15 protein-coding genes are annotated in these 14,380 nt (G+C 51.3%); 7 read left to right on the top strand and 8 right to left on the bottom strand.

Annotated elements, in window-relative coordinates; translation table 11 throughout:
- Nucleotides 1-29: 29 nt before the first annotated feature.
- On the bottom strand, nucleotides 30-1,451 hold the full coding sequence (locus tag J4G78_RS04620; protein ID WP_207988903.1) for a helix-turn-helix domain-containing protein: 1,422 nt from the start codon (nucleotides 1,449-1,451) through the stop codon (nucleotides 30-32).
- Between the two features lie 200 nt (nucleotides 1,452-1,651).
- On the opposite strand from J4G78_RS04620, the gene J4G78_RS04615 reads away from it, so the two are divergent.
- The gene (locus tag J4G78_RS04615) at nucleotides 1,652-3,244 is read left to right on the top strand and encodes an isocitrate lyase (protein ID WP_207988901.1); all 1,593 of its coding nucleotides are present in this window, start codon (nucleotides 1,652-1,654) and stop codon (nucleotides 3,242-3,244) included.
- Nucleotides 3,245-3,308: 64 nt separating this feature from the next.
- Here the strand turns inward: J4G78_RS04615 and J4G78_RS04610 are convergent, their stop codons facing one another.
- The 6 genes from J4G78_RS04610 to J4G78_RS04585 form a co-directional block, all read right to left on the bottom strand.
- Nucleotides 3,309-4,241 carry a hypothetical protein gene (locus tag J4G78_RS04610; protein ID WP_207988900.1) on the bottom strand — a complete coding sequence of 311 codons (933 nt, stop codon included), beginning with the start codon at nucleotides 4,239-4,241 and terminating at the stop codon, nucleotides 3,309-3,311.
- Nucleotides 4,214-5,125: a tetratricopeptide repeat protein gene (locus tag J4G78_RS04605; RefSeq protein WP_207988897.1), complete on the bottom strand. Its 912-nt coding sequence runs from the start codon at nucleotides 5,123-5,125 to the stop codon at nucleotides 4,214-4,216. Before J4G78_RS04605 ends, J4G78_RS04610 begins: the two co-directional genes overlap by 28 nt.
- 142 nt (nucleotides 5,126-5,267) lie before the next feature.
- Nucleotides 5,268-6,089 (bottom strand): matrixin family metalloprotease, encoded by an 822-nt coding sequence (locus tag J4G78_RS04600; RefSeq protein WP_207988895.1) that lies wholly within the window; start codon nucleotides 6,087-6,089, stop codon nucleotides 5,268-5,270.
- A gap of 95 nt (nucleotides 6,090-6,184) precedes the next feature.
- Nucleotides 6,185-6,523 (bottom strand): hypothetical protein, encoded by a 339-nt coding sequence (locus J4G78_RS04595; protein ID WP_207988893.1) that lies wholly within the window; start codon nucleotides 6,521-6,523, stop codon nucleotides 6,185-6,187.
- A gap of 120 nt (nucleotides 6,524-6,643) precedes the next feature.
- Nucleotides 6,644-6,925, bottom strand: a complete 282-nt coding sequence (locus J4G78_RS04590; RefSeq protein WP_108809672.1) for a hypothetical protein — start codon at nucleotides 6,923-6,925, stop codon at nucleotides 6,644-6,646.
- Nucleotides 6,926-7,185: 260 nt separating this feature from the next.
- Entirely contained in the window at nucleotides 7,186-7,731 is a 546-nt protein-coding gene (locus J4G78_RS04585) for a DsrE family protein (protein WP_207988891.1), read from the bottom strand.
- 145 nt (nucleotides 7,732-7,876) lie between these two features.
- Here J4G78_RS04585 and J4G78_RS04580 point away from each other — a divergent pair, with 145 nt between their 5' ends.
- The 3 genes from J4G78_RS04580 to J4G78_RS04570 are packed head-to-tail and all read left to right on the top strand — an operon-like array spanning nucleotide 7,877 to nucleotide 10,445.
- Nucleotides 7,877-9,310 (top strand): cytochrome ubiquinol oxidase subunit I, encoded by a 1,434-nt coding sequence (locus tag J4G78_RS04580; RefSeq protein ID WP_207988889.1) that lies wholly within the window; start codon nucleotides 7,877-7,879, stop codon nucleotides 9,308-9,310.
- Nucleotides 9,311-9,315: 5 nt separating this feature from the next.
- Nucleotides 9,316-10,311, top strand: coding sequence for a cytochrome d ubiquinol oxidase subunit II (cydB, locus tag J4G78_RS04575; protein ID WP_207988887.1), 996 nt, complete (start codon nucleotides 9,316-9,318; stop codon nucleotides 10,309-10,311).
- Nucleotides 10,311-10,445: a DUF2474 domain-containing protein gene (locus J4G78_RS04570; RefSeq protein WP_207988885.1), complete on the top strand. Its 135-nt coding sequence runs from the start codon at nucleotides 10,311-10,313 to the stop codon at nucleotides 10,443-10,445. Before cydB ends, J4G78_RS04570 begins: the two co-directional genes overlap by 1 nt.
- Nucleotides 10,446-10,491: 46 nt before the next feature.
- On the opposite strand, the gene J4G78_RS04565 is transcribed toward J4G78_RS04570, so the two are convergent.
- Entirely contained in the window at nucleotides 10,492-12,297 is a 1,806-nt protein-coding gene (locus tag J4G78_RS04565) for an ABC-F family ATP-binding cassette domain-containing protein (protein WP_207988883.1), read from the bottom strand.
- A gap of 146 nt (nucleotides 12,298-12,443) precedes the next feature.
- Between J4G78_RS04565 and J4G78_RS04560 the strand changes: the two genes are divergently transcribed.
- The 3 genes from J4G78_RS04560 (at nucleotide 12,444) to J4G78_RS04550 (ending at nucleotide 14,320) form a co-directional block, all read left to right on the top strand.
- Complete coding sequence (locus tag J4G78_RS04560; RefSeq protein WP_207988881.1) at nucleotides 12,444-13,163, top strand: SIMPL domain-containing protein; 720 nt, start codon at nucleotides 12,444-12,446, stop codon at nucleotides 13,161-13,163.
- Nucleotides 13,164-13,228: 65 nt separating this feature from the next.
- A complete protein-coding gene (locus J4G78_RS04555) occupies nucleotides 13,229-13,540 on the top strand; it encodes a hypothetical protein (protein ID WP_310737249.1) in 312 nt (103 codons plus the stop codon).
- 114 nt (nucleotides 13,541-13,654) lie between these two features.
- The gene (locus J4G78_RS04550) at nucleotides 13,655-14,320 is read left to right on the top strand and encodes a response regulator transcription factor (RefSeq protein ID WP_207988880.1); all 666 of its coding nucleotides are present in this window, start codon (nucleotides 13,655-13,657) and stop codon (nucleotides 14,318-14,320) included.
- Nucleotides 14,321-14,380 lie beyond the last annotated feature (60 nt).

Below are 14,380 nucleotides of genomic sequence, written 5' to 3'. Positions count from 1 at the left end.
TATTTGAAAAAAGACTATCTTCAAAAAAGTCAGCTGTGAGAAAAACCAAACGGCGTGTTGGATTGACGATTGTCGTCTGATAAAATCTGACGGCCAATGGGCGGCGCGGATCGTGAGCGGCATTTTGTGCGGTGACAAAGGCGGCAAGTGACGCCAATTGGTGTGGCATTTTCCGGGCTGATATCCGGACGGTCGCGCGTATAAATCAGGCGGTCGGCATGTTCCGCTGCACAGCCCAGCGCAATAGCCCGCTCGACCTGTTGTGATCCAAATGCTCCGCCACCGGCAGTAACGGTGCGGGCGATCGAGAAAAAACGTTCTCCGTCAGGTAGTTCCAGCCACTGCGTGACAACTTGTCGCGGAGACCGGAATGCTTGATGTACCGACCATAATGGGCAAGCGCCTCCATGACGGGCGAAAGGAAATCCTGCGCCGTCCAAGCGCTTTGAGACATTGCCGGCGGGATCGACCCGGATGAAGAAAAATGGAACGCGTTCCTGACCGGGTTTCTGGAGTGTGGTCAGCCGGTGTGCCGTTTGTTCGAAGCTGGTGCCGAATTGGCGGGCTAGCGCTTCTACATCATAGTGACGTAATTCGACTGCTTTGGCGAACGCGGAATAAGGCATCAGCAATGCAGCGGCCGCATAGCTGGTAAGCGCTCTGCGTGTCAGTCTTTCGCCGCTTTCTGTGGCAAAGCTGCCTTCTTTCAGCACACTATCGATCTCGTCGTTTAGTTCCAAATAGGATAGCTGCAGCGCGAGTTGGAATCGCTGACTGGCGTTATCCAGCTGATCATCAATCAGGATCTGACGACGATGCCTGTCGAGCCGTCTTGTCGCGCCCATCATGACATCAGCGGGAAGTCTGCGCACTTGAAGGCCGTGCTTGTCATTTAGATGCGCGGTCATGCTTTCATGACTGTTCACGCTTTCAGCAAGCCGTTCGGCAGCGTCATCAATACTGGAAAAACTATTGCGCCGAGCGGCAAGAAACCGGCGTGCTTGTGCGACAGGATCGGCGGCATCAGGGTCAACGCTGCTACCGTCCACACGAGGAGCGGTATCTTTATCGGCCAGCGCGAGCTGCTCTTCCCGATAGGCTGTGTAAAGCCGCAGCATGGCTTCAGTAAAGCCAGGATAACTGATAGCCACATCCGCTGTGTCGAGTTGCGGAAAATCGATGTCCGCGAACATCGGATCTTTCAGCACTGCCTCTAACCGTGCGGTATATTCTTCGCCGCCGTCGCCAGCCAGTTCGGCCATGTCGATTTTATAGGTTCGGGCAAGGCGCAGTAGCATGTCGGCCGTAAAGGGGCGTTGATTGCGTTCCAACAAGGCGACATAGGATGCCGAGATTTCGAGGTCGGCGGCCATGTCCGCTTGCGTTAGGCCGAGGTCGCGGCGTAGCCTTTTGAGGCGGGGACCCATGTAGACCGGGCGTTCACTGGACATGATGGAGTCTGTTCATAGTTTTCCGAATCGCCTCGTTTGTAATATTCTTACAACTATACAACAATATTTTGTAAAGCGTTACAGTTAAACTGCACAGCGCTTCGGACTGGGCTCTAGGCCGCGTAAGACGGGATATAGCTTTCGTGAACAACGATTCGCGGACACCGCTTGAACTGCCGAATTTTTAAAGGAGCATGACCATGTCATATCAAGATCATATCAATCAGACGAATGCGCTGATCCAAAAGCAAAACGGAACATGGGATGGTATCGATTCCGAAGCCGTCGCTCGTATGCGTTTGCAAAACCGGTTCCACACCGGCCTCGACATCGCCAAATATGCCGCAAAAATCATGCGCGAAGATATGGCTGCTTATGATGCTGATCCAGCCAATTATACACAGTCTTTGGGTTGCTGGCACGGTTTCATCGGTCAGCAGAAGATGATTTCTATAAAGAAGCATTTCGGTAACACGAAGCGCCGCTATCTCTATCTATCCGGCTGGATGGTTGCTGCTTTGCGCAGCGAATTTGGTCCGCTTCCCGATCAGTCCATGCATGAAAAAACATCCGTGCCTGCGCTGATTGAAGAGCTTTACACCTTCCTGCGTCAGGCCGATGCGCGCGAACTGGGCGGCCTGTTCCGCGATATTGATGCGGCTCGCGACAGCGGCGACATGGTCACTGAAAAGCGTTTGCTGAACGAAGTTGAAAATCACCAGACCCACGTTGTTCCGATCATCGCTGACATCGATGCTGGTTTTGGTAATGCCGAAGCGACTTATTTGCTCGCGAAGAAGATGATCGAAGCGGGTGCCTGTGCCCTGCAAATCGAAAATCAGGTTTCGGATGAAAAGCAATGTGGTCACCAGGACGGTAAAGTGACCGTGCCGCACGAAGACTTCCTCGCGAAGGTTCGTGCTTGTCGTTATGCGTTTCTGGAGCTGGGCGTTGAAGATGGCATCATCGTGACCCGCACCGACTCTCTAGGTGCTGGTCTGACCAAGCAGATTGCGGTGAGTAATGAGCCTGGAGATCTTGGCGACCAGTATAACAGCTTCCTTGATTGCGAAGAGATCAATCCGGCGACGGCGCAAAATGGCGATGTTATCCTGAACCGAGATGGCAAGATGATGCGTCCGAAGCGTCTGCCAAGCAACTTGTTCCAGTTCCGCGAAGGAACCGGTGAAGACCGCTGTGTACTCGATTGCATCACATCCTTGCAGCATGGTGCTGACCTGTTGTGGATCGAAACTGAGAAACCACATGTTGAGCAAATTGCTGGAATGGTTGACCGGATCCGCGAAGTTATGCCGAATGCGAAGCTGGTTTATAATAACTCGCCATCATTCAACTGGACGCTGAACTTCCGTCAGCAGGTTTATGATGCGTGGGCAGCAGAAGGCAAAGACGTGAGCGCTTACGACCGGGCGAACCTGATGAGCGTGGAATATGATGCGACCGAATTGGCAGCTGATGCAGATGAGCGTATCCGGACCTTCCAGGCTGACGGTGCGAAGCGGGCTGGTATTTTCCACCACCTGATCACATTGCCGACTTATCACACCGCCGCGCTGTCGACCGACAATCTCGCCAAGGAATATTTCGGTGAGCAAGGCATGCTCGGTTATGTTCTCAACGTTCAACGTGAAGAAATTCGCCAAGGTATTGCCTGCGTGAAACACCAAAATATGGCGGGTTCCGACATTGGTGATGATCACAAAGAATATTTTGCTGGTGATGCCGCTCTGAAAGCCGGCGGCGAAGATAATACGATGAACCAGTTCGGCTAGTCATCATATTGTATATCGAATTAGAAACGGCCCGGAGACAAAATCTCCGGGCCGTTTTTGCTTGTCAGTTTGCGTTCTGAGAAAGGGCTGCCTTTAATAGCTTGGGATCGTAGAGCGACATATGTTGCTTTGCGACTACAAGCTTTCGGGTCCTCTGGAAGCCACTTTCCCATTCTTCCAAAGCGACGATAAAATCAGCATTGTCCTCAATGTCCTGCAGCTCACCAAGCTCTCGGCTGGCTGACATAATCGCTTTGCGCTGACGGGTGAGGCTCTTTCCCGCATAGCGTTCGTGAATCAGGCCAAGCCGGTTGCGCGCAGAGGCGAGCAACAAATGAGATAGTTTCAGGTCATTGTCTTGCCGTGCCTCTTTTGCAGAAAGCACCGCCTGATCGACGGCCACCAACTGATTTTCGGCCGTTACCGCTACACGATCATTATCAGTGTCAGCCGATAAAGATCGCACGTAGTGGGTGAGGGCGCCTAGAACCGATGGTGTCGGCTCTTGTCCATTAAACTCCTCCACAATCAGGTCGCGGATGAACTTTTCCAGCTCTTGGCTATCCTCGGCGCGAGAAACCTTTCCCGGAACCGTAAGGTCCGGGATTTTGACTGGATCGAATATCCCGTTACCGCGATGGGAACTGAAAAAGCTGCTCGTGACATCTGCTGTTCCTGGTTCGCCAGAGACATTGGGAAATAGAAAGGCAGGATTATCGCGACCATTTTCATGACAACTGGCACAAGAAAGGCCTGCTTTCGCTGCCTGACCACCCAATAGTGTCGGCGTATGGAACAAAGCTTCACCAGCCAGCATCTGTTGATCCTTAGCCGCGGCAACACGCCGCGGCTCTGTCGTCAACGCAGCAAGATGCTGTGCCGGGTCAAGCCATTCGATTGCCTGAATAAGCGGGCGATCAGCGGCCTGTGCAACGGCTGCACAGGTCAAACCAATCACCGCACTATATTTTAGGAAACGGACGCTTCGCCAATCCACCGGCGCAACTCCTCGGCTTCATAACAACCAAAGCTGCACAGGCTTTCCAGTCGGGCCAGTTTCTTTTTAGCGCCAGCAAGATCACCGCGTTCGACCATCAACTCGCCATAATATTCTGTCGCGCCGCGGTGCTCTGGCGCAACCGCCAAGGCCGCTTGATAATATTGCTCAGCGCTCTCGAAATTTTTGAGTTTGCGATTGGCGAAGCCCAGATAGGTAAGAATATCAGGATGTGGACCAAAGGTCATCGATGCCAGTTGCAGCTCTGCAATAGCGGCCTCATATTTCTTCTCGTTGATAAGAGCGACCGCACCCATATAAGCAATATCGCCATTGCCAATGCTTGCAAATTCGATGCTGTCAGCGGGCTGGTAGCTAGCAGAACCGCCGCCATTCATCGTTGCCTGAACTTTGGCAATAGCCTTGGTGAGTTCGTCCTTGTCTGCGCAACTATTGCCGCACGCGCTGTCCTTGGCCGTCAGTTTGCCGAGCGAAGCTTGAGCTTTCTTGGTCATTTTCAGTTTGTGATATGTGATCGCCAGATCGCGATGCGCACCGATCAATTTGCTGTCATATTTGACTGCCTTTTCGAGCGGTTTGCGTGCCTTTTTATAATCGTTCATCCCGACATAGCTGACGCCGAGGAGATATTGCGCGTTGGCATTGCGTGGTGCGACACTGAGTGAGCGTTTAAACGCTTCAACCGCGGCTTTGTTATCTTTGGCTTTGAGGGCTTTCACACCTTTTTGATATTCGACCGAAGCGTCGTATTTAGGGGCGCTTTTACTTGGTGAACTGCTACCGCCAAAGGCGATCGCTGATCCTGGGTTTAGGGCAAGCGTAGTTGCTGCGCCCAAAACCGCGACTGATTTGAAAATATGCATTCTGTGTCCTTTGCTTAGATGATTTCGATAGCATAATTGGACGAAAAATGGAAAAAGTGTCCTATGTTCCAAAGTTCGAGAAATCAGGGCAGAAGGTTACAGAATTGCGGTAGGTGGTTTTGAAAAGATATTCGTTGCTCAGTTAAGATGGGCAATCGGAATTTTCAGATGCGCTTGGCGGACCATAGAGTGACTGACATCCCGCTATGTCATCTTGTGCCAAAAAGCGTTGCGTACCAGAATAGCTGGGAAACATGAGCGCGCCTCTCTGACGACTGTGGCCGAGGCCTATCGCATGACCAAATTCATGAGCGGCGACGGTCAGGAAATCGATGCCTTGGGTATCGCTAACATTGCATGTCCAGTTTTCATCATCGTCAAAATGCGTGTCACCCGCGAGTGGACCGCCATTAGGCGGCGGGAAATAAGCATGGGCTAATACTCCGGATGGGCCGTCAAAAGGACTTTCGTCGCCATGTTCTCCGGTGGCAAACTGAATATCAATATCAACAATATTATCGGCACTTAGGGAGAATTGAAGATCGCATTGCTCAGACCAGAGATCAAAAGCGGCGGCAACATCCCGTTCGATGTCCGCTTGTGCCATTTTCGTTGAAAAGCTGTTGAATTTATAGGTAAGCTCGGATTTCTCCCAGCGGCTCACTGCGGTGAATGCGCCGATAGGAAGAATATCGGCAAAGCCGCACCGTGGCTTGGTCATCTCGCATAAGGTCGCTTGATCCATAAGACCGGATGCAGGCAGTCCGAAGCAGTTTTGAAAAAGCCTGACGGCTCTTCCGGTGGCATCGTCATATTCACCCTCATGCAGTGTACCAAATCGTTCCTGCAAATAACCATAATGTCGAAGATATGATTGGATAGTTTGAATTTCTTCGCTCGACATGCTGCGCGAATAAAGCATGTCATTAAGCGGCATTTGAGAGATATTTGGGGGTGTCGTCATTGATTTTCACCTCTATGAAAAAGCGTTAACCCCGTTCGACACCCCCGAAATATCCCTGGGCATTTGTTGCGACCCAATGCCCGGTAATCTGGAAATTATTCAGATGTTTCCGTTTCGCCTTCAGACATAGACGAGTCTGTTGATGACTCTGCTGCGTCATCGGTTGTGCCGTCTTCGCCTACCGGAGGAATAGCTTCGCTAGCTTCTGGCATGACTTCATCTGCCGGCGCTGCGCCGCCTTCCAAACCGCCATCTGCTGGCATTGTATCATCCATTGGAGCCGTATCGACTGGCTCTTCCATTGGCGAGGCTTCCATTCCCGTACCATCTTCCAAGCCATCAGCGGCCGGATCATCTGCTGGCGGGGCATCACAAGCCGCAAGCGCAAATATCGCGGGTGTCAAAATCAATGCTGGTTTCAATAGGTGTTTCATGAGCTCTCTTCCTTTGTCAGAGATATGTGGCGGCCAATAGAGCAGGGAGGGAGAATTTGCTCAAATTGGCCGCACACGTTAGGCACAGCTTAAGGCTATTCAAGCCTTATATGCTTTTGACTATTTTGGGTCAGGCGCGCCGTCACCATCTTGGTCAAAAGCGTCTGGGGCGCCATCGCCATCGGTATCCCAGCTATCAGGTTTACCGTCACCACGTTGGTCCCAGGCATCCATTGTGCCATCGCCATCGGTATCGATGGTCGCAGGTGCTGCCTCAGGGGCAGGAGCCGCTTCCGCTGCGCCTTCTTCTGGCGCTTCAGCACCAGCATCTTGCGCAAAACTAGGGGCGGCGATTAGTGTAGCAGCGCCAAAAGCGGCTGCAATCATTGGTAGCTTTTTCATTATACTCAACTCCATTGTTAACCCCCTGCCTATTTAAAAAATGGTGCTTATCGGGATACATTCCAGAAGTAAGCGGCCAGCGGAAGAGCCAGTGCGGTCAAGTGAAAAATGGCCGAAATTCATCGGAAATGTGGTGCATTCTGCCCCAGAACATCAAAAAATGGAAAAAGCCACGACTCCAAAACTATACAGGTTTGAGCATGGTGGTGAGGGCTGTGGCATTCTCAAAACGCCAGTTAAAGAAGAAGAGTGTTGTAATCTTAGAATGGATTTAACGTATATCCTTTTTGTTGCAAAAGGGCATGCGCCGTCATTGCCGATAAATCCATTTTTACGCCGGGTAATAAATCAGCATTGCTGATTTGATGTGCCGCCGCACTTTGACCACATAAGCGAAATTCGACACCATGTTTTTGAAGAACAGCAATTGCATTCGCACTGCCATTCGTCGTGTCGTTGTTGCGCGCGCTATATAAAGCCTGCTTGGTGAGATCCACTGACGCAGCGCCATGAACGACAATCGCAAGTCTGATATTGTCGGCTGGGACACCAGCAGCAACATGCATATTGATAAACCGCGCTGCACTTTCAATGGTGCGGTTGAGCTTTCCGGCATCGGCTTTCTTGGCAATATCAAAGGCTATTTTAAACTGTGTTGTCGCGGCGATAGCTGTATCGGCTTGCACCGGTGCGGTAGGACCGAAGTCGTTAAATACAGGGCCAGTCTTAAACCCCTCGAGTTGAGCCATGGCCGGATAGTTGAGCGTCAGCACGCCGAAGAACAAAGCAGCTTTCAAAATTTTCATGATACGTCCATCCGTTACAGTTGCATGATACGCAACTGTAACATGCTTGTTATCAAGTGCCATAACATTGTGATATCACGGTCAAGCTTCTATTTAAGTCCGGACAAATTTAAAAATCGATCCACCCAAAAGGGGACAATCGACGATGTTTGAGCAGTTTGACGCCGTAATGCTAGCGCGCATACAATTTGCGTTTACGATCAGCTTTCATTTTATATTTCCCGCCTTCTCAATAGGCTTGGCAAGCTATCTGGCGGTGCTGGAAGGGCTTTGGCTGAAAACTGGCAAGCAGATATATATGGACCTGTTCAAATATTGGATAAAGATATTTGCCGTGACTTTCGCCATGGGTGTCGTGTCCGGCATTGTTATGTCTTATCAATTCGGAACCAATTGGGCGGTCTTTTCTGATAAAGCGGGGCCGGTTATCGGGCCCCTAATGGCCTATGAAGTGCTGACGGCCTTTTTCCTCGAAGCCGGTTTTCTGGGTGTAATGTTATTTGGCATGAACAAAGTCGGAAAAAAGCTTCACTTTACCGCAACATTGATGGTCGCGATTGGCACGTTCATTTCGGCATTCTGGATACTGAGCGTGAACAGCTGGATGCAGACACCAACGGGACATGAGATTGCGGCCAACGGTCAATTTGTTCCAGGCGATAGCTGGTGGGACATCGTATTTAATCCCAGCTTTCCTTACCGTCTGTTTCATACGCTTATGGCCACGTACCTGACGACCGCTTTTGTGGTTGGCGGAGTCGGAGCTTGGCACTTACTGAAAGACAAGACCAACCTTCATGCTCGAAAAATGTTTTCGATGGCGATGTGGATGGCCGCTCTTGTGGCTCCGGTGCAGATTTTTGCTGGTGACTTGCACGGGCTCAATACGCTGGAGCATCAGCCAGCCAAGGTCATGGCTATGGAAGGCCATTATGACAGCTATCCTGATGGCGCGCCGCTGATCCTGTTTGGTATTCCTAACAGCGAAGAAAAGCGCGTCGATTACAAGATCGAGATTCCCAAGCTATCATCGCTGATTCTCAAGCATGATCTGAATGCGCCGCTCGATGGTCTGGATACGATCCCGGACGCGGACGAGCCGCCGGTTGGCATGGTGTTTTGGTCGTTCCGGATAATGGTTGGGATCGGTTTTGCCATGCTGGGTATAGGCCTTTGGAGTTTGTTTGCGCGCTATCGTAAGACGCTTTATGATTGGCCGCTCTTGCACAAGGCCGCTCTAGTGATGGCGCCATCGGGGTTCGTCGCTGTCATTGCCGGGTGGATTACCACGGAAGTGGGGCGTCAACCTTATACGGTCTACGGCTTGCTCCGCACCGCTGACAGCGTCTCACCATTGGCCGCGCCTGCGGTGGCGGCGTCCTTGGTCGCTTTCATCATCGTGTATTTCTTCGTTTTTGGTGCAGGGACTTGGTATATCATGCGCCTGATGAGCAAGGCTCCTAAAATTGGTGAAAAGGGCGTCAAATCGACTGAGACCGGTCCGGTGCGCACTGCCGGTATTGCGCCAGGGCCTGCACAAAAAGACTCACCTGCTTTTGAGCCAAGGCCAGCGGAGTAGATGCTATGGATTTAACCGTTATTTGGGCCTTCATCATTGCATTCGCCGTTTTTGCCTATGTCGTAATGGACGGATTTGACCTTGGCATTGGTATAATTTTCCCGGCTTTTGAAGTTGGTGATGCCCGCGACCAAGCGATGAACAGCATCGCGCCGGTTTGGGACGGCAATGAAACATGGCTGGTACTAGGCGGCGGCGGATTACTGGCTGCATTTCCCTTGGCTTATGCGATTATACTACCGGCAACCTACCCGCTGATTATCATTATGCTTTTGGGTCTTGTGTTTCGCGGTGTCGCCTTTGAATTTCGCTGGCGTGATCCGGACCACCGCGCCTTTTGGGACTTTGCTTTTACCGCCGGGTCTTTTGCGGCGGCTTTCTCGCAAGGCATGATCTTGGGCGCTTTGCTACAAGGCGTCGAAGTTGCGGATCGTGCTTATGCCGGGAGCTGGTTCGATTGGTTCACGCCTTACACGTTGCTAACCGGCATGGGGACGGTGGCTGGCTATGCGTTGCTCGGAGCGACTTGGTTGATCTGGAAGACCGAGCATGGTGCGCAGGATATGGCCTATCGGCTGGCTAAGCCCGCAGCGGTTGTGACTCTCGCATTGATGGCCGCCGTTAGTCTTTATACACCGTTTCTCGATAGCCAATATTGGACGCGCTGGTTTGAAATGCCGAACATATTATTCGCCGCTCAAGTCCCGTTACTGGTCTTGATCCTCACCTATTTTTTGTTCCGGGGACTACATAAGAAGCAAGAAGCAGCGCCCTTTTTGATTTCACTAGGGTTGTTCTTCCTGGGCATGGCTGGGCTTGGTATTTCAATGTTCCCCTATATCGTCCCTGATCAGATCACGATCTGGGATGCTGCGGTTCCCGAGAGTAGTCAGATATTCATGCTGGTCGGGGTAGCGATTACCGTACCGCTAATCCTCGTCTATACTGGCTGGGCCTATTGGGTGTTTCGCGGTAAGGTCGGAACGGAAGGTTATCACTAATGGCACCTGTTGATCATCAAACCGCCGATGAGGCCCCATTGTGGAAACGGCTGGCGTGGATGGCTGGGATATGGGCGATGAGCATTTCTGCTCTGGGTGTGGTGGCTTATATTTTGCGGTTATGGATCAAGTAGCTACCAGATTCATTTTATATCCAAAGCGTGTAGCTTTCAAATCGGGTTAACTTTGAAGCTGCTCCACTTGTTCTGCCAATTCCAGCCAGCGCATTTCAGCTGTGTCTTTCTCATCGATCAACGCGGCATTTTCTTCGGTTAGTTTTTCAAACTGCGTAAAATCCTTGGTGTATAGATCGGCGTCGGACAGAGCAGTTGCGATCTCGCTCATGCGAACATCAATAGCCTCAATCCGACCCAGCAACATGTCATAGTCGCGCTGATCCTTGTAACTGAGCTTCTTTGGCGGACTGTTCGATTTGGCAACAGGTTTTGGCGCGGCTGTTTTGCTTTTGGCCTTTCCAGCATCGCCATCTTCTTTGCGCTTTGCTTCCCATTCGGCATAGCCGCCGGCGATTATGTCAACCTTACCGCTTCCATCAAGACCCAAGGTGACTGTCACGGTGCGATCGAGAAAGTCTCGATCATGGCTGACGAGCAGCACCGTCCCTTCATAGTCCGCGATAACCTCCTGCAACAGGTCAAGCGTTTCAAGATCGAGATCGTTGGTCGGTTCATCAAGTACAAGCAAATTGGACATACGTGCAAATTCGCGGGCAAGAAGCAGTCGCGATTGCTCGCCACCGGATAAAGTGCCGACCTTCGCGTCAATCAGATTTGGCGCGAACAGAAAGTCTTTGAGATAGCCTTGCACATGTTTCTTGTCGCCACGCACATCAACCCAGTCACTGCCATCGGCGAGCACGTCGCGGACAGTTTTATTGTCTTCCAAAAGGCTGCGTTGCTGATCAATAAAAACGCCGTTGAGGGTTTTTGCCAGATTGACCGAGCCGGTATCGGGCTCCAGTTCGCCAGTGAGCATCTTGAGCAAAGTTGTCTTGCCGGCTCCGTTAGCACCAACAAGACCGATCCGGTCACCGCGCTGGATGCGTAAAGAGAAGTCCCTGATGATAGTCCGCTTTGCGTCACCTTCTCCAAATGTTTTGGAAATATGTTCGGCCATGATGACAGATTTTGTTCGGACATCGTCGCTCTGGGCTTTTAGATTCGCTGTCCCGGCCGGTCCAACCATTGCCGCACGCTGCGCACGCATTTGATAGAGTTTTTCCAGTCGTCCCTGATTGCGTTTGCGCCTTGCAGTGACACCGCGTTCAAGCCAGCGCGCTTCCAGTTTTAGTTTTGCGTCGATCTTATGGGCGAGTTGCGCTTCATCAGCATGAATTTTTTCCATCCATGCGTCATAGCCGCCAAAACCAATTTCCTGGCGCCGCAGTGCGCCGCGATCCAGCCAGATGGTTTGCTTAGTCAATCGCGTCAAAAACGTCCGGTCGTGGGATATGGTGATGAACGCGCCTTTATAACGCCGCAACCAATCCTCCAGCCAATCGATCGCGCCGAGGTCAAGATGGTTGGTCGGCTCGTCGAGCAGCAACAGATCCGGTTCCAGAGCCAAGGCACGGCAGATGGCCGCACGGCGTTTTTCACCACCGCTGGCCTTGTCGGCGCGGATCGATAGGTCAGTGGAAAGCTGGTCTGCGATAGATTGCACTTCATGCTCAGCAGGTCCGGTGCTTCCGGAAAGGGCGAAGTCCAGCAATGTTTCGAAAGGCGTAAAGTCCGGTTCCTGCTCCAGCATCACGATATTCGTGCCGGGTTGGATCATCCGCTTGCCCTTGTCGGCTTCGATCTGATCAGCGATCAAGCGCAGCAAGGTCGTCTTGCCTGCGCCGTTACGGCCGATCAGCGCCAGTCGGTCGCGCGGCCCGACATGCAGGTCCAGGTCTTTGAACAGCCAGCCTTCCCCTTGATGGAGGGCGAGCTGTTCGTATGAAAAAATCGGCGGTTGTGACATTGTCCTTGCGCGTTAGGGACATGTGACCATTTGCTCAAGTTACCTTTTAAAAAAAGCATGCTATGCGGAACCAATTAGCGATAAGGGGGTAGCAATATTTAGCCGAAGCAGGGTTCTTAACTTTAAGAATTTTTGGAAGGAATAAAATGAAATATCTTGGAATCATGGCTCTCGCTGCAGCAATATTGGGAAGCAGTACTACAGCCCAGGCTGCTAATGTTCAGATAACCGCACAAAATCCGGTGATTGAACTCAGTATTTCCGAACAAGTTGATAGCCGCCCCGACACCGCAACTTTCAATACAGGTGTAGAAACCAAGGCTGCAACCGCAACACAGGCGTTACGCGACAATTCGCGCAAGGCCACGATGATGATCGATAAACTGAAATCACTGGGCATCGCAGAGAAAGATATTCAAACCACCGGCATTAATCTGAATGCTGATTATGAATATGATCGCGCGAGCAAAACAAACCGTTTTGTCGGCTACCGTGTTTCCAATCAAGTTCAGGCGACCGTCCGAGACATTAGTAATCTTGGAACGATATTGGACGCGCTGGTCAGCAGTGGTGGCGCAACAAATTTAAACGGGCCATATTTCTCGATTGATGATGACAATACAGTCAAACAGTTGGCGCGTGAGCGTGCGCTTGCAAATGGCAAGCAGCAGGCAGAGAACTATGCCAAAGCGTCGGGATATAGCGGTGTGCGTGTGCTTTCGATTGCGGAAGGGATTAGTAACAGCGCGCCAGGTCCGATGCCTGCGAACCGCATGATGGTAGCACAAGAAGAGTCTGTTCCTGTAGCACCGGGGCAAGTTGGTACTTCGGTAAATCTCAATATTACCTATGAAATGACACGTTAAGGTTTAAAGCGGCAAGGTGAACTCGTCGTTCACGTGCTGTTAAAAGCACGGTAGGTAAAAGCCTGATGATGTTAAAAAAATCTATCCTTTCCGGGCTAGTGGCTTTTACCGCCTTGGCCGTTGCAACGGTTCCGGTGAACGCGGTTCAGCGGGATGATGAGCAAAAAGCTGCCCGTGCCCAGATGATGGCGGGCAAGGGGAAATCCCTGCGTTCGATTGAAAATAGAGTGCTGCCAAGAATGGCAGGTAGCCAGTATCTTGGGCCGGAATATGATCCGTCGGCACAAGTTTATCGTTTAAAATTTATCGAAGACGGCCGAGTTATCTTCATTGACGTCGATGGCCGAACCGGAGCAATACTCCGTGAGCGCCGCTAAGCCGCTTTACCTTTCCTTTCGGCGGCGTTGAGCCGTTTTGTCTTTATCGTTGTGAGATTTAATGATGGTGATATAGCTACACCATCATGAAAAACGGTTTTCTGGAGTAACTTTATGCGCGTGCTTATAGTCGAAGATGAACCCACTTTGGGACAGCAGCTAAAATCGACGCTGGAAAGCAATGGCTATGCGATTGATCTGTCCACAGATGGCGAAGATGGCCATTTCATGGGTTCAACCGAAGAATATGACGCGGTTATCCTGGATCTCGGCCTTCCTGAGATTGACGGTCTGACTGTTTTGGATCGCTGGCGCAAGGAAGATAGGAATTTCCCGGTACTGGTTTTGACAGCTCGTGATAGCTGGTCGGACAAGGTTGCCGGATTGGATGCTGGCGCTGACGATTATTTGGCCAAGCCATTTCAGACGGAGGAGCTTATTGCTCGTTTACGTGCGCTTATTCGCCGTGCATCTGGCAACGCATCGTCTGAACTGACTGCCGGCGAAGTTCGGCTCGACACACGCTCTGGCAAAGTCACATTGGATGGCAGCCCGGTAAAACTCACGGCGCAGGAATATAAGCTGCTTTCCTATCTGATGCACCATAAAGGAAAGGTAGTATCCCGTACCGAACTGATCGAGCATATTTACGATCAGGATTTTGATCGGGATTCCAACACGATCGAAGTGTTTGTCACGCGTATCCGAAAGAAACTGGGTGCAGATGTTATTTCGACCATCAGGGGGCTGGGCTATAGTCTAGAGGATCCTGACAACTGAATGAAACGAGCAAAATAGACCTTCCTTTTGACGAAGCTACTGTTCAGCCAACACCCCCGT

It is taken from the genome of Parasphingorhabdus cellanae, assembly GCF_017498565.1.
GTDB lineage: Bacteria > Pseudomonadota > Alphaproteobacteria > Sphingomonadales > Sphingomonadaceae > Parasphingorhabdus > Parasphingorhabdus cellanae.
This window is presented reverse-complemented; position numbering and strand designations above follow the sequence as displayed.

Excerpts from the sequence above, each read along its gene's own strand:
- J4G78_RS04620 (WP_207988903.1), bottom strand. The coding sequence starts at position 1,451 with ATGTCCAGTGAACGCCCGGTCTACATGGGTCCCCGCCTCAAAAGGCTA.
- J4G78_RS04615 (WP_207988901.1), top strand. The coding sequence starts at position 1,652 with ATGTCATATCAAGATCATATCAATCAGACGAATGCGCTGATCCAAAAG.
- J4G78_RS04605 (WP_207988897.1), bottom strand. The coding sequence starts at position 5,125 with ATGCATATTTTCAAATCAGTCGCGGTTTTGGGCGCAGCAACTACGCTT.
- J4G78_RS04600 (WP_207988895.1), bottom strand. The coding sequence starts at position 6,089 with ATGACGACACCCCCAAATATCTCTCAAATGCCGCTTAATGACATGCTT.
- J4G78_RS04595 (WP_207988893.1), bottom strand. The coding sequence starts at position 6,523 with ATGAAACACCTATTGAAACCAGCATTGATTTTGACACCCGCGATATTT.
- J4G78_RS04590 (WP_108809672.1), bottom strand. The coding sequence starts at position 6,925 with ATGAAAAAGCTACCAATGATTGCAGCCGCTTTTGGCGCTGCTACACTA.
- J4G78_RS04585 (WP_207988891.1), bottom strand. The coding sequence starts at position 7,731 with ATGAAAATTTTGAAAGCTGCTTTGTTCTTCGGCGTGCTGACGCTCAAC.
- J4G78_RS04580 (WP_207988889.1), top strand. The coding sequence starts at position 7,877 with ATGTTTGAGCAGTTTGACGCCGTAATGCTAGCGCGCATACAATTTGCG.
- cydB (WP_207988887.1), top strand. The coding sequence starts at position 9,316 with ATGGATTTAACCGTTATTTGGGCCTTCATCATTGCATTCGCCGTTTTT.
- J4G78_RS04570 (WP_207988885.1), top strand. The coding sequence starts at position 10,311 with ATGGCACCTGTTGATCATCAAACCGCCGATGAGGCCCCATTGTGGAAA.
- J4G78_RS04565 (WP_207988883.1), bottom strand. The coding sequence starts at position 12,297 with ATGTCACAACCGCCGATTTTTTCATACGAACAGCTCGCCCTCCATCAA.
- J4G78_RS04560 (WP_207988881.1), top strand. The coding sequence starts at position 12,444 with ATGAAATATCTTGGAATCATGGCTCTCGCTGCAGCAATATTGGGAAGC.
- J4G78_RS04555 (WP_310737249.1), top strand. The coding sequence starts at position 13,229 with ATGATGTTAAAAAAATCTATCCTTTCCGGGCTAGTGGCTTTTACCGCC.
- J4G78_RS04550 (WP_207988880.1), top strand. The coding sequence starts at position 13,655 with ATGCGCGTGCTTATAGTCGAAGATGAACCCACTTTGGGACAGCAGCTA.